Source organism: Vibrio sp. 1978 (genome assembly GCF_033344345.1).
Map to the genome: position 1 here is coordinate 35,542 of NZ_JAWPOP010000011.1, position 14,301 is coordinate 49,842.

The window sequence follows — 14,301 nt, forward strand, 5'->3', positions numbered from 1 at the left end:
TCAAAGGGTTAAGCGGAAAATTCTTCACCCGTTTTTGGTGGCTGTGATGTCGTATCAAAACGAGCGCGTTCGATATCCACTACCGTTTTATAGCTCAACGATAACAATGCCAGCTGGTACGCGCCAAAAATACCATAGGCCACACCGACGAGGCTCAACATAAAGAGATTCGTAAAGTGGCTAAAGATCAGCGGACTGAGCAAGCCCGCACCCAATGGAATTAGTCCCATCAAAATGAATACTTGTTTGTTGTATGCTCTGCTCTGGTTCCACGAACGACGCAAACTGCGCGGTTGATGATCCATTGCAGTCGCTGGCAACACAAATGACCATCGCGCCATTACCCAATAGCCAGGAACGCTTGCAATCGTTGTGATAATAGCCATAGCAACAAAGTCGGCTTCACCACTTTCTGCAATGTAGATAAACGACAACACAAAGATCGGGATACCAATAACGAGCATCATCATCAGTCCAAACAGTATCCACCAGCCTATGAAACGGAATTCTCGAACTGACAAACGAAATACATCCAACGCCGAGTGCATGTAATCACCGACTAAATAAATTCGATGCACACGCACAGCCGCCATAGCGGCAACAAGTGGGTACAAAATAATTGTGACGAAATAAAATCCTGAGACATTGCCTTCTTGAACGTTAGCTTGATCTTGCCCCGTCATTTCAGGATACATAAAAGCAAAAATTGAGTGCACGATAATCAACGGAATACAAGCAATAACAATTGCGAGTAGATTCCTTCTGACCATCACTGCCGCTTCTCGGCATATTTCCGAAACAGAAAAGCCCTCGGTAGACATATAACATCCTTAGTTCATAAAAATCGGCCCCTAGGGTAACCGCAGAGTAGAAAAATCGCTTTAAAAATAATGAGAAACACATCTCATAAGATAATGAGAACGAAACCAAAATAAATCAGATAAAAAATAAGCCACCCAATGTGAGTGGCTTATACCGCAATTCAATACCGTTTTAGACGCGACGTCGCCAGCCTAATGTTGCAAGTAACATCAAAGCCCAATAAGAAACACTGCCGCTACCTTCTGAGTTCTTGAATGTCGTTGTCTTCAAAGAAGCAACAACCGTCACGATAACTTCACCCGTAGCAGTGGCACCATGACCGTCTGAAACCGTATATTGCAGCTTGATGCCGTCAGTAGGGCTATCCGGTGCTTGAAAACGGATTTTGCCATTCTCTACACTCGCACTTCCCACACCCGTTACGTTCTGTACACTTTCTACAACCAGTTTATCGCCGTTCACATCCGAATCATTGCTCGCTGCATCAATCAGAATACTTTCACCAACGGCAACGGTCGCCGTATCTGCAAGCGTAACTGGCGCTGCGTTTTTCATGGTTAAATCGACGGTAGCACTGGACGTTTCATTACTAGGGTCAGTCACGGTTAAACGGAATGTCAGAACCTCACCCGCTTTTGCACCTTGAGGCACCGTAAAGCTTGTGCTAACACTGGTTGCATTGCCAGGAGAAACTGAAGTGCCAGCCAACTGCTCCCATTTATAACTCAACACATCACCATCAGCATCCGTACTATTTAACGCAGACAACGTGACTCGCTGCCCAACCGTCATGTCTTTATTATCAACATCAATCACAGCCACTGGCGCTTCGTTGCTGCCAAGCACTTCCACTTGCACATTCACGATTGAAGATGAGTACGCACCATCAACCGACAACAAACGATATTGGAAAGTGTCCAGACCAACGAAGTTAGCTTCAGGTTGGTACTGGTTGCCAGAGATGGTGCCGTGCTCAGGCTTCTGCACAATGTCCACATTGAACTGATACCCTACCGCCATGAAATCATTGTCCATCAGGTTCAGTTTGATTGGCGTATTTTTATTGGTTTGTAACGAATCAGATTTCGCTTCAACCAAGTTGCTCGCATCCACATTTAATAATGCTGCAAACGGAATATAAGAGAACCCGGCTTTTTCTAGACCAAACGTGCCAATCTCACTGTAATCACCAGTCCACATTACAGGTAGAGAGGCTTTTTCAGTTTTTAGCAAGCGACCGAAATCAAAGTTTGCATCAAATTGACCGCCTTCCAATTCAACGACCAATAAATGCTGACCCGCACTCAATTGGCTTGATTGAGGGAATAAAATTCGAGATGACTTTTGGAAGTTACCTTGCTGTAAAAGCTCAGCGTTGTTTTGATTCAATATTAATCGATAGCCAATGTTTCCAGAAAATGGGAATCGCCAAACTCGATAAGTCATGTCACTTTGAGCGCTATCTCTTTGCGCGTAAAGTTGAAGGCCATCAAGCTCTGTATCACGATTCAAGTCCAGTGGCACCGCCAGAGTGTTACTCCCACTCGCGTACACATAACCTTGGTGAAGAGAGTTCAGCCATGCTGACTTATTTGGTTCGTTTGTATGTTCAAGAGAAAAACTACCACCGTTGGTGTTGCTGGCAATGTTGGAAATACGAACCCCAGTATCAAACCCTGTGATCGTTCTCAGACCCGGGGTCGATGTATCTGAAATGACATTGCCACCATTAGGGTACAAATCGTCAGCGTCACTCCTACCACCATTTTCTAACTCATTCAGACCATCAGCCTGCATGATTTGAACCTGCATCGCGCCAACATCATTAAAGCGGTTCTGGACATTGACCGACGTCGCCAGGATACCTTCAGCCGCCAATGCTCGGTCGTAACCGCTAAAGGTGCGATTTTCCAAGTAAACACGTGGGCCAAACTCTTTCAAGTACGGGTCGAGATACACCAGCTTGACATCGTCGTTGTTCACAGAAATAGGCGCTGGACTTTCATGAGTTACCGTTGGTACAACAAAACCAGCAGCGTGTTTGCTCCATGCACTCATGTTCACCGGAGTGTCACCAGCGTATGAATCTCCCGGTTTCTGCGCCCATGAACCGCCACCCATCACGCCCCAAGAGCCGATCGAGGCATCACTGTTCCTTGCGTACAAATCCGGTAAGCCAAGCATTAAGTGGCCAAGCTCGTGTACGATCACGCCCAAGGTCGCTTGATGATCAACTTGATAGTCAGCGAACACACAATAGTCTGTGATCTTTTTACCATCTAGTGTGACATCATCGTGAGAGAATTTGTGCGGCCAAATAGCAGGACGGTTGAGAACCCCTGTTGAACGATCGCCCCCCGCAAAAATAAACATGACAGAGAGTTCTGACGGTTCTACGGTACCATTTTGATTGCTGTCGTAGGCCGAAAGATTAAAGTATGGATCCAGTTTTTGATAAGCCTCGGTGAAAACCGCATTCAACTTGGCGGTGCATGTCTTATCAGTAGAACTAGAGTGACAGTTAGGGTGGCTTTGTGCCACAGTCACATCTATCACACCGTCATTGGCGGTGCCGTAACTCTCAAGTGCAGGAACAACTTTGAATTTACCTTGAGAGTTTTTATCAAAGTAATCCACAACGCTTTGACCATTGGTATTAAATACGCGTTGCTCAAAATCGTGCACCATTGCTTGGTCATCAAACGAAACTTGCACAACCAATAGGGGCTGCTGCTTCACCGTTGAACTGCTCATCGCCTGGTAACCTTGCGCCGAACGCAGTAGGTTTTTTCGTGCCATCGGTTCAATGGTTTTTAGAGAAGATAATTGCGGTTTAACTTGTAAATCCGGGCGAAACCTCGCCGACTCAGGTGGCTCACTCGACTGCGTTTTCACCACACCTGTCGAGATCAATATTGGCGTGTCTGACTCGCGCTGAATCCGCGCGAAAAACCAAACGCCGTCTTCCTGAAGTAAGGCATTGCCCTGCTTATCTTCAAACCAGTGGAAATCTGCCGTTCCACGTAGAATTGCCTCACTGGAACTACCATCGCTCAACGCAATAGTATGCCAAACCGGTGATGGCGGAGTAGTTGCCATGCTCTTCCCTGCAAGAAGCGCAGTTAGCATAGCCATGGCGAGTGTGTTGAATTTCAAAGTACGACTCCATCTTTTCGATTCGTTAATTAATACCAAGCACAACAAACACAAAGTAACCCTATGGGCATAGAGTAAGACTGAGTGACTATTGACGAAGGCTGGTATCAATTCGCTCAGATAACACGACGTAGTTTGGTGTCACACTACAAAAGCGTCGGATTCCAAAACGCTGTTATGAGCGTAGCTTCTGAGAATATAAATTGAGTGAATGAATAGTATCGAAACGAAAGGAAGAAGAAATGAACTTCTACGAATTTGTAGGTAAAACTGGGCAACATTCCACATATTCTATAAATGTACGAGCACTGCTATTAATCAATGCTCGTAATGGTCGCGCGGCCATTGTTTAACGCTATATTAACCTGTAAGAACGGCGTCTTCTGGGTATTTGACCAAGGTAGGTTCAGGACGTGCCAACATATAGGCAAGCGTGAGCGGCCCAATACGACCAATGATCATCACCACGATCATAATGTATTTACCAGGTTCAGAAAGTTCCGCAGTCAAACCGGCGGTGAGCCCCACTGTGGCAAATGCGGAAATGGTTTCAAACATAACTTTATCAAAGCTGGCCTTCTCGGTAAGCATCAATAAAAACATTGCGCTTGTCAGGATGGCTCCGCTCACAACGATAATTGCCAATGACTTAGTCACAGTTTGCCAATTTATGGTTCGCTTAAACATAACCACATGTTTCTTTTGGCGTAAAAAGGTCCACGTAGCCATAAACGCAACAGCAAATGTGGAAACTTTAATACCGCCCCCCGTTGAGGTGGAACCCGCTCCAATTAACATCAGAACAATCATGACCAGTAAGGCCGGCTGGGTAAACAACGCCAAGTCAACACTATTAAACCCTGCCGTTCGCGCACTCGCAGATTGAAAGAATGCCGCCAACCATTGCCCTGTTGCAGGTAAAGACGCCATTGTGTTTGGGTTGCTTCGCTCAAGTAACCAAAACATCATCGTTCCGACTAAGAGCAATATCGGTGTCGCAATCAGCATGATTTTGGTGTGAAGATGCAAAAAGTGGAAACCTTTGCGCCAGTTTAGCCAGATGTCACCCACAACAGTAAAACCAAGCCCGCCAAAAATGAATAGCCCCGCCAGTGTAAAGATAACCAACGGATCATTCACAAAGCTCATCATACTGTCAGAAAACAGCGCGAACCCAGCGTTGTTAAATGCAGAAATTGCATGAAACAAGGCGTAAAACATACCAGTCTTCCAGCCCATTTCAGGGACCCAGCGGATAGAGAGAAAAATAAACCCGATCGTTTCTGCAACAAGCGCGAAAACAACAATCCGCTTTACTAGTCGGTTTAGATTGACTTGCCGATCTTGCCCTAATGCTTCTTTCGCCAGCGCTTGTTGACGCAAACTCAAACGCACGCCGAACATATAGAGTAAGACCGCCGACAAAGTCATCTGCCCCAACCCACCGATTTGCATTAAAAACATCAGCAAGATTTTGCCCGCAAGCGTAAAGTGTTGCCCAGTATCGACAACACCAAGCCCTGTCACACTAATAGCGGACGTTGCGGTAAACAAAGCATCCGTTATCGACAGTCCCGTAACAGAAAAAACTGGCAAGGTTAGCAATACCGCAGAAGGCAGTAAAACACCGAGAAAACTGAGCAATATAATTCGCGGTTCGTTGCCTTTCGCTTTCTCTTGTTTACCATCTGGTGCGTAAAAAACACCTTTCTGATGAAAATACGTCATAGCGATTTTAATTTATTTGCGAGCGCATCTTGAGGGCCGACCACAATAATTAGGTCACCAATTTCTAGTGTGGTATTAAGGTCAGGTGCCTTGGTAATTTCTGGGCCCCGTTTAAACCCTAGCACTTGCACGCCATCGACTTTGCACAGAGCCAAATCACTTAGTGTCTTACCCATCCAACGAGAGCCAATCACAAACTCCGTCATAGCTAAGCCACTGCCTAATGGGTGGAACTCAAGAACCCGTTTATCGAGCATTTTACGCGCGACACGTATCCCCATGTCACGCTCAGGCATGATAATGTGGTCTGCGCCAATTTTTTGCAGAACACGAGCTTGGAAACGGTCGTTGGCTTTAACCCATACTGACTTTACTCCCGCCTCTTTAGCAATCAATGTCGCAAGAATACTGGCATTGACATCCGCTCCGATGGCAATCATCACCATGTCGTAATCATCAAGTTTGAGCTCAGCAACCGTCTCTTCGTGAGTACAGTTAGCCACAACCGCCTGACTAACAAAACTGGCGGCTTCTTTAACTCTGTCTTCGTTGATGTCAACGGCTAAAACTTGAGCGCCTGAATCTTGTAACTCTTTACACACTGCCAAACCAAATCGGCCAAGACCAATAACGGCGAATTGCTTATCACCTGTTTTCATTTGTGCCCCATCTTATGCATTCATTAGCAAGCAAAAAAGTTTGCGCCCATTCCTTACCTTGTGCAAACCTGCGGACAGATAATTGACAAAAGCTTAACGCACCTTGATTCACTTTACGTGTTAAGCGTATGACACTGATTAACTTTTTTCCTCATTACCGAATAGAAACCGTCGCGATGGCTACATAATTGGATGCCTTAAAACGCAAAAAGCCGCAAGAATGCGGCTTTTAGATCATGGGATAAACTGGCTATTTTGATTCGCGCTTATCGTGCGGTTTACGTTTATTCTTAGGCACGTAATTTAAAATTGAAATTGGTACTGGCTTTCTTGGCGCAAAACCTTCAATTTCCACTCGCTCTAGCAAGTGCCCTAAACGACTTTCAATCATGCAGAGGTTCTTAAAGTCGTCTTTTGAAACCAGTGATATCGCCTCACCTTTCGCGCCAGCACGACCTGTACGACCAATACGATGTACATACTCATCCGCCGGGTAAGGTAAATCGTAGTTGATGACAACTGGCAGATTATCAATATCAATACCGCGCGCAGCAACGCCGGTTGCGACTAAGTACTGGATTTCACCCGCTTTAAACTTTTCTATTAATTCCTGGCGAACACGCTGATTACGGCCACTGTGGAATGCTTCTGCCACAATGCCACGTTTCTCAAGTTGGCTTACCAGTTTGGCTGCGCCGTGTTTAGTTTCAATAAATACCAGTACTTGCGACCAGTCATTTTCTTTAAGCAAGTGACTTAACAGCGACGACTTCATGTCTTTATCGACGGTCGTGATCCACTGTTTAATATTTGATTTTGAGGCACTGTGCTTTGCAATCGTGATCTCTTCAGGATCAATAATCGCATTTTTCGCCAAGTCACGAACAGGGTTAGATAACGTCGCTGAGAACAGCAAACTTTGCACATGTTCTGGCATACAGTCGACGATTTTGTCGATCGCATCGATGAATCCCATATCCAACATTTTGTCGGCTTCATCAAGCACTAGCATTTCCACTTCATCAAAGTGAATCGCGCGTTGACCGTACAGATCAATCAAGCGCCCAGGCGTGCTTACCACAATATCGACACCCTCGATCAAGGCTTGTTTTTGTGGTGCATAATCCACACCACCAAACATCGCCATTGAGCGTAATGGTAAGTTTTTACCATAAGCTTCAATACTTTGATGAACCTGAAGCGCAAGTTCGCGTGTTGGCGTTAGGATAATCGCACGAGCGCGTTTTTTACGTTGCGTTTCGCCTCGACTAAGCTTTTCTAAGATTGGCAGAACAAAACTGGCCGTTTTACCTGTGCCCGTTTGCGCTGCTGCAATTAAATTGCGGCCACGCAATACGATTGGAATGGCTTTTTGTTGGATAGATGTGGGTTTTTCATAACCTAGCGCTTTTACTGCATCAGCAATCGATGCGCTTAAACCAAGCTTAGAAAATGGCATAGAAAGGTCTCAACAGAGGAAATGGGCGCGTAGTGTATCAGAATCCCCGTGAAGTAACAGAAGGATTCATGCGCGAAAAACTAGGAACATGACACAATCTTAGCCCATGAAATTGGGCTGCAAACCTTTTTCTAATTTTTTCCTCACTTTGTAGGAAACATCATTAAGCGTGATTTTCCCCGTTTTGTGGCGGTCGATACCTGCACTCTGTCGATAGGCAATTGAGCCTTGTCTGAACAAAACGAAAGACGGCGGTTTACCAATCGCAGCAGGGTAGAGAATGGCCATGTAAGCATCTTCTAAGCTATTAATTTTATTTCGATAGGGCCAATAGTACGCTTTCACATAGTCAAGTTGTTCAAGCGCGCTCATTCTCGCAAGAGTCTTTGTGTTCACTCCTAATGACTCTGCGGTAGAGGGCATAAATTGAATTAACCCTGTAGCCCCGCTTCCGGAACCATTTTTGATGCTTGGACTGAAAGTTTCAGCAGTTTCAAATGCCATGCACGCCATAAGATGATTATGATTGATCTTTAGCTCTTTACTAATACGGATGACTTTAGATTTGAACTCTGGAGAAACTTTACCTCCCCACGCTACCGCGTTCTCGGGATCTGCAATCGAAGAGACCGTTGATGCGTCATGTTCTTCGACAATTTTAGAAAGTAGAGGAAGCGTTTGGCGTAGTCGATGGCTCGAACTCACCAAGCGAATTGATTTGGTAAGAAACTTGTCTTTTTTTTGGTGTAGTTTTTGGAACTTTACTAACTTATACAGTTGCTTATAAACCGTTTTCACAACGAAGCCAGATGTAGGGAACACTCCCAGAATGTAATCCATTTCCTACAAATTTAATATAAATATCAGCAACAGGAATTCTAGATGTGATCAATGTCACCATAAAAATTCTCAAATTCGATACACACCGATGTAAGTGGTCAATGTGTCTCCAACACGCTAGAAGTAAAAGTAAAGAGGCATTAAAAAGGTCTTACCAATTTTTTTGGTAAGACCTAGGTTTACTGATTCTCGGATAAGCGAATGTATATTCTTACAGTTCAGCTTCCCGAACCAGTTCTGCAAGCGTCGACAAACGCTGCTCACTTTGTTTTACGTAAGGATTATTCGTATCCCAAGCATATCCAGCCAAAATCGCACTAATCATCTGTTTAATACGTGGGTTCGGGTTTTGATAGAAAATCACATCTTGCAACGTGCCGTTGTACCAGCCTTCCACATAAGTGCGGAATGTGTTCACTCCCACCATTAAGCGTTGCGAGTACTCTTCTTGCCAACCAACCTTTTCACCATTCAGCTGACGAACCACGCAGTCCGCTGCAAACTCTGCCGATTTCATGGCGATAGTGACACCCGATGAAAATACAGGATCAAGAAACTCACCTGCATTACCAAGCAACGCGTAGTGCTCTGTCGCTAAACGTTTGACGTTAGCAGAATAGCCACCCAACTCGCCTGCTGGATTCGGGTAATTCGCATTTCGCAACAAAGAAGCCAAACCCGGCTCTTCATTGGCTAACTGCTGCAACGCTGCAATCTTATCTTCTGGGTATTGTTCGAAAAATTCTGGCTCACCCACCACACCAAACGAACAAGTACCATTAGAGAATGGGATTAGCCAGTACCATACGTCGTGATTTTCAGGATGAACTGAAATTAAAATTTTGTTGCGGTCGTATTCCGGCTCTTGGGGAGAGATATGATCTTCGATATGGGTAAAGATCGCTTTTCTAGGCGGAAGACAAGAAGGTTCTTCTAGCTCCAACAAGCGTGGCAAAACACGCCCAAAGCCACTTGCATCCAACACAAAATCTGCTTCGATTTGATAAGCCTTCTTATTTGAGTCGAGCACTTCTAATCGAGACTTTTTCCCTTCAAACACTAGATTGAGCAGTTCATGCTGATAGCGAATCTCTACGCCTTGCTCTTCAGCGCTATCTGCCAATACTTTATCAAAGCTGGCACGTTGAACCTGAAACGTCGTGCCCGGTCCTGGCGTGTATTTGTTTGTAAAGTCGAACTGGGTGTATACGCCATTACGACGAAATGCAGCACCATCTTTATACTGGAAGCCAAACTGCTTTACTGCATTGGTCATTCCTGCTTGTTCAACAACTTCCATACATGCAGGGAGTAGGCTTTCTCCTATGGAAAAACGTGGAAAAGTCGCTTTTTCTAAGACAACAACATCTATGCCACGCGATTTTAATAAGGCAGAAACGGTTGAACCTGATGGCCCCGCTCCTACGACAACAACTTGCTTGAGCTCTGTTTTCATTCTGAATTTAGTTTGCTTGTAGTTTTAATAAGGTATGACCAAGGCCAATATTGTCGGTTCTTTCAACGACAGATAAACCTGCCGCTTCGACAATTTCTAAGAAATCATCACTGCGATAAAAGCGACTATTACCGTTAGCTAAACAGGTAAAATAAAGAGAAGTGGCATTAAGGCTATAGGAAGCTCCCGCGTATTTTTGAGCATCCCAAAACAGCTCCAATACGTAAATAGTATCTCCCTTCGTTAACTGGGCTTTAACTTTTTTAAGGATATTGAGGATCTCAATTGGGGAAAAGCAATCCAAGAACTGGCTCATCCACCATACGTCAGCATGCTCAGGCAATGTTTGTGCTTTATCAAGCATGTTTGCAGGGTATGGACGTACACGCTCGACGAACTGGTTTTCTGAAACATTCTTCATCGCTACTTCTAATTGTTGCGGTAAATCAACAATCGTCACTTGAACGTCAGGGTCATGTTTACAACACTGAATCGCCCATTTTCCCGTATTTCCGCCAATATCCACAAGATGCTTTGGCTTGCTTGCAAATACCTCTTTAAGCAGAAGTGGGAACGAGCGATCCGAATAGAAATGATCGAACTTAAACCAGCTCTGTTTGGCTTGTTCTGGTAACGTCGATAGACCTTGATAGATGGTCTCCCAATTGCCCAACTCTTTCAAACCAGACGGTTTACCTTCTTGAATTGCTTCCGTCAAATGCATCATCGCGGCGTAACAAACATCTGCCGTAAAATCCATGTTTGCATTCGTCATACCATCATGAAGAAGGTAAAAACCAAGGTTTGCAAGCGAATAGTTAGGTCGTTCCCATAAAACAATATGCGCACTAATCGCCATATCCAACAGTACTTTAACACCATATTCTGATACTCCCGTTTTCTCGGCAATATCTGTGGCACTCATGCCTTGTGCGCCAGCGCTGTCTAAAGCGGCTAAAATACCTAAATCTCGAAGCGTTTTGGCGGTCTGGAACACGATTGGTGCAAAAGATAACTTCTGAGCTTCTGTCTTCGCTTCAAAAGCATTAAAAGGGTCATTATTTTGATTTAACACGGAAAAACCTAACTGCAATTAATAGTTTTATTGTTGAGATTGATTGCCCAACAATGCAATAGCTCGCTGAATATCAACATTCAAGTTGTTTACCCAACGATTGTAATTGCGGTGGATTTTGCCATCACTTGCTTTGAGATTTACTGAGTTGAGATAAATAATTGAGTAATATTTATTATTGTATGGGATTTTTACTTCTGCAGAGTGTTTACGAACGTGGATTTTTGCAATAAGAACACCAGGGCTTACTTCTTCGATCGTCCAGCCTCGGTTAGTTGCTGATTGCACTATGGCCATTTTTACTTGTTTATTTTGAAGATCATAAGCAACTGGAGTATCCTCCACATTCATTACAGGTTGTACTCGTCCACAACCAACAAGAAGCAAAGTTAATAATAACGAGACATACAGCTTAAAACGCGACATGATAATTTCCTTTTTATTGTGAATTTGGGTCAACCCCAATTTGTATCGAGCTGTAAAATAAACAATTTAACCCAATATGCCAAACTCGAAGATCAACATTTCGTTCAATATTGATGCGTGGACAGCGAATTCATTCGGTTTATCCGAATCCAATGAATGGAAACAATGGGCAACAGAGATAAAATGGCCAGAAGATGGCAAAATCAATGTTGCAAATATTCCTGCGATGATGCGCAGAAGAATGAGCCCACTCAGTAAACTGGCGGTACAAACTGCAATCGAAATGCTTAATCAACATCAAGTTGATTACCTTGTATTTTCAAGCCGTCATGGTGAACTGCATCGCAGCGTCGCACTAGTTGAAGATATAATTAATGGAGAAGAGGCGTCTCCGATGGCTTTTTCTCAATCGGTGCACAATACCGCCGCAGGGCTTGCCACTATCGCAACTAAACAACCCATTCCCCTAACTTCTATCGCTGCGGCAGAAAACACATTCCAAAGCGCAATATTAGAAGCATGGCTGTTTTTGTCCGACAATCCTGACAAAAAAGTACTGCTTGTTGATTTTGATGAGCCTATGCCTGACTCTTATTTAGAATATGAAAACCAACAATACCAAGGGTTTGGACTTGGCTTAATACTTTCTCATGGAGACAATTTCGCGATACAAAGCTCCATAAACGCAGAACGTTCCGGTCATCCTCTTCCTCAAGGTTTAGTATTTTTGCAACAATACTTGTTAGATAAAAGCCAGTGGACTATTTTCGCTCCGCATCAAGCTTGGGAATGGCACAAAAAATGACTCGCTTAAATCAGTATTGGCGTGTGCTAGCAACAGGCTTTTGTTTTTCAGTATTTGGGTTAGGTGGTTTAGTACTGAGTTTCATTGTTATTCCGACCATTCGTATTTTTGTTTCAGACCAAACGGAACGCGAATATAAAGTTCAGGGTGCGATTCGATATTCATTCAACACATTTTGTAAATTGATGAAGCTAAGTGGCGCAATCGATTATCAAATTATTGGTGCCGATATTCTTCAACAAGATCGTAATTGTTTAATTGTTGCCAACCACCCTAGTTTAATCGATTACGTTCTCATTGCTTCACAATTAAATCGCTGCGACTGTTTAGTAAAATCGGCAATATGGTCGAATCCTTTTATGAAGCACATCGTAAAAGCAGCCGGATATATTCCCAATGAAGCACCGGATGATTTATTAGCACTTTGTGATGAACGATTTAACAAAGGCAACGTGTTGCTTATATTTCCTGAAGGAACAAGAACAACACCAGGTGTAGAGCCGAAATTACAACGCGGTGCAGCACAAATTGCGGTAAGAACAGAACGAGATTTAAGAGTTGTCCATATTACGGTAACGCCAAGTTTCCTCACAAAAGAGAAAAAATGGTATCAAGTACCGGCAACAAAGCCCTTTTTCAGGGTTGAAGTTAAGGATAAAGTTGAGATTACCCCCTTTATAAAGCAAACTACGTCGCCGACAATAGCGGCGCGACGCTTACAACAGCACCTAGCTGAAAACATTTTTCCAGAAAACTTTTATTAATAAGCAGGTCCCAGTGGAACAGTTACACAACGACATTAAGCAACTTATTATTGATGCTTTAAACCTTGAAGATTTAACCGTAGATGATATTGAAACGGATGCACCACTTTTTGGTGATGGACTTGGCTTAGATTCTATCGACGCGCTTGAGCTTGGACTCGCAATAAAAAAACAATACAACATCGTTATTGATGCCGACGACTCAAATACGCGCGAACACTTTGCGTCTGTAGCAAATCTAGCGAAATACGTTTCTTCTCAAACTAATGAATAAGTTGTAGGTATATTCATGACTGATGTAAATAAAGATCAAGTATTTGAACAAGTTAAAGATGCGCTTGTTGAGCTGTTCGAAATTGATGCAGCCGACATTCAATCAGATGCGCACTTATACCAAGATCTCGATCTTGATAGCATTGACGCCGTTGATTTGGTCGTACACCTACAGAATGTCACTGGCAAAAAAATCAAGCCGGCAGAGTTTAGTACAGTAAGAACCGTCGACGATGTGGTTAACGCTGTTACTGAGTTATTGAAGGAAAGTTAATGCGCCAATTGCTGACTGGTCTGTCTGCAATTGTACTGTTTGCCTACCCCTTCGCCGTCTATTTCGGTATAGATAAATTTGGCTTGAACTTAGTTGGGGGCTTGTTAATTGCTGCGTTACTTTTGCGTGTTTTCGTCGCAAATAAGACCCCACTAAAAGAGTTTAAGTTCTTGGCGCTCGTTACGGGCGCTGTTGGCATTGTCCTAATTACGCTTGGCATGGTGTTTAAACAACATGGGTGGCTTCAGTTTTACCCTGTCGTTGTCAATGTATGTATGCTGTGTGTATTTGGACTGAGCTTAAAACAGCCGCAATCGATCATAGAGAGGCTTGCTCGCTTGCAAGAACCCGACCTTCCGGCTAGTGGCGTGACTTACACTCGCAAAGTGACGATGGTTTGGTGCGCCTTTTTTACGCTCAACGCTGCTGTTGCACTCTATACCTGTTTCCTACCAGTAAAAATATGGACGCTTTATAACGGCCTCATCAGCTACTTACTTGCTGGTGGCTTGTTCGCTGGAGAATGGATCGTGCGTCAATTTGTTCGAAAGGAACACTAATCGT

The 14,301-nt window shown here is 43.9% G+C and carries 14 protein-coding genes; 5 read left to right on the forward strand and 9 right to left on the reverse strand.

The features are described from left to right. Positions 1–8: 8 nt before the first annotated feature. From R8N49_RS12500 to R8N49_RS12540, 9 genes are all read right to left on the reverse strand, one after another. Positions 9–821 (reverse strand): sugar transporter, encoded by an 813-nt coding sequence (locus R8N49_RS12500; protein WP_318189995.1) that lies wholly within the window; start codon positions 819–821, stop codon positions 9–11. A gap of 172 nt (positions 822–993) precedes the next feature. Then, entirely contained in the window at positions 994–3,978 is a 2,985-nt protein-coding gene (locus tag R8N49_RS12505; protein WP_186584413.1) for a M6 family metalloprotease domain-containing protein, read from the reverse strand. 360 nt (positions 3,979–4,338) lie between these two features. After that, a complete protein-coding gene (locus tag R8N49_RS12510; RefSeq protein WP_064353721.1) occupies positions 4,339–5,706 on the reverse strand; it encodes a TrkH family potassium uptake protein in 1,368 nt (455 codons plus the stop codon). Next, the gene (locus tag R8N49_RS12515; protein WP_005388291.1) at positions 5,703–6,365 is read right to left on the reverse strand and encodes a potassium channel family protein; all 663 of its coding nucleotides are present in this window, start codon (positions 6,363–6,365) and stop codon (positions 5,703–5,705) included. The genes R8N49_RS12510 and R8N49_RS12515 overlap by 4 nt, the downstream gene beginning before the upstream one ends. A gap of 250 nt (positions 6,366–6,615) precedes the next feature. Beyond that, entirely contained in the window at positions 6,616–7,824 is a 1,209-nt protein-coding gene (locus R8N49_RS12520; protein ID WP_005382264.1) for a DEAD/DEAH box helicase, read from the reverse strand. Positions 7,825–7,923: 99 nt separating this feature from the next. Next, entirely contained in the window at positions 7,924–8,664 is a 741-nt protein-coding gene (locus tag R8N49_RS12525; protein ID WP_318189996.1) for a transglycosylase SLT domain-containing protein, read from the reverse strand. 211 nt (positions 8,665–8,875) lie between these two features. Then, positions 8,876–10,120, reverse strand: coding sequence for an NAD(P)/FAD-dependent oxidoreductase (locus tag R8N49_RS12530; protein ID WP_025766964.1), 1,245 nt, complete (start codon positions 10,118–10,120; stop codon positions 8,876–8,878). 7 nt (positions 10,121–10,127) lie between these two features. Beyond that, entirely contained in the window at positions 10,128–11,195 is a 1,068-nt protein-coding gene (locus R8N49_RS12535; RefSeq protein ID WP_053307501.1) for a class I SAM-dependent methyltransferase, read from the reverse strand. Between the two features lie 27 nt (positions 11,196–11,222). Continuing rightward, complete coding sequence (locus R8N49_RS12540) at positions 11,223–11,621, reverse strand: hypothetical protein (protein WP_005382272.1); 399 nt, start codon at positions 11,619–11,621, stop codon at positions 11,223–11,225. Positions 11,622–11,697: 76 nt separating this feature from the next. Here R8N49_RS12540 and R8N49_RS12545 point away from each other — a divergent pair, with 76 nt between their 5' ends. The 5 genes from R8N49_RS12545 to R8N49_RS12565 are packed head-to-tail and all read left to right on the forward strand — an operon-like array spanning position 11,698 to position 14,297. Next, a complete protein-coding gene (locus R8N49_RS12545) occupies positions 11,698–12,426 on the forward strand; it encodes a beta-ketoacyl synthase chain length factor (RefSeq protein ID WP_054865733.1) in 729 nt (242 codons plus the stop codon). Continuing rightward, positions 12,423–13,190, forward strand: a complete 768-nt coding sequence (locus tag R8N49_RS12550) for a lysophospholipid acyltransferase family protein (RefSeq protein ID WP_005388305.1) — start codon at positions 12,423–12,425, stop codon at positions 13,188–13,190. The genes R8N49_RS12545 and R8N49_RS12550 overlap by 4 nt, the downstream gene beginning before the upstream one ends. Positions 13,191–13,203: 13 nt before the next feature. Beyond that, positions 13,204–13,464 (forward strand): phosphopantetheine-binding protein, encoded by a 261-nt coding sequence (locus R8N49_RS12555; protein WP_005382278.1) that lies wholly within the window; start codon positions 13,204–13,206, stop codon positions 13,462–13,464. 15 nt (positions 13,465–13,479) lie between these two features. After that, a complete protein-coding gene (locus R8N49_RS12560; RefSeq protein ID WP_025766966.1) occupies positions 13,480–13,737 on the forward strand; it encodes an acyl carrier protein in 258 nt (85 codons plus the stop codon). Beyond that, positions 13,737–14,297 (forward strand): hypothetical protein, encoded by a 561-nt coding sequence (locus R8N49_RS12565; RefSeq protein ID WP_132936505.1) that lies wholly within the window; start codon positions 13,737–13,739, stop codon positions 14,295–14,297. The genes R8N49_RS12560 and R8N49_RS12565 overlap by 1 nt, the downstream gene beginning before the upstream one ends. Positions 14,298–14,301 lie beyond the last annotated feature (4 nt).

What these genes read in the sequence shown, in the direction of transcription:
- R8N49_RS12500 (WP_318189995.1), bottom strand. Translation starts at nt 821, where the DNA reads ATGTCTACCGAGGGCTTTTCTGTTTCGGAAATATGCCGAGAAGCGGCA.
- R8N49_RS12540 (WP_005382272.1), bottom strand. Translation starts at nt 11,621, where the DNA reads ATGTCGCGTTTTAAGCTGTATGTCTCGTTATTATTAACTTTGCTTCTT.
- R8N49_RS12525 (WP_318189996.1), bottom strand. Translation starts at nt 8,664, where the DNA reads ATGGATTACATTCTGGGAGTGTTCCCTACATCTGGCTTCGTTGTGAAA.
- R8N49_RS12515 (WP_005388291.1), bottom strand. Translation starts at nt 6,365, where the DNA reads ATGAAAACAGGTGATAAGCAATTCGCCGTTATTGGTCTTGGCCGATTT.
- R8N49_RS12510 (WP_064353721.1), bottom strand. Translation starts at nt 5,706, where the DNA reads ATGACGTATTTTCATCAGAAAGGTGTTTTTTACGCACCAGATGGTAAA.
- R8N49_RS12550 (WP_005388305.1), top strand. Translation starts at nt 12,423, where the DNA reads ATGACTCGCTTAAATCAGTATTGGCGTGTGCTAGCAACAGGCTTTTGT.
- R8N49_RS12565 (WP_132936505.1), top strand. Translation starts at nt 13,737, where the DNA reads ATGCGCCAATTGCTGACTGGTCTGTCTGCAATTGTACTGTTTGCCTAC.
- R8N49_RS12530 (WP_025766964.1), bottom strand. Translation starts at nt 10,120, where the DNA reads ATGAAAACAGAGCTCAAGCAAGTTGTTGTCGTAGGAGCGGGGCCATCA.
- R8N49_RS12560 (WP_025766966.1), top strand. Translation starts at nt 13,480, where the DNA reads ATGACTGATGTAAATAAAGATCAAGTATTTGAACAAGTTAAAGATGCG.
- R8N49_RS12545 (WP_054865733.1), top strand. Translation starts at nt 11,698, where the DNA reads ATGCCAAACTCGAAGATCAACATTTCGTTCAATATTGATGCGTGGACA.
- R8N49_RS12520 (WP_005382264.1), bottom strand. Translation starts at nt 7,824, where the DNA reads ATGCCATTTTCTAAGCTTGGTTTAAGCGCATCGATTGCTGATGCAGTA.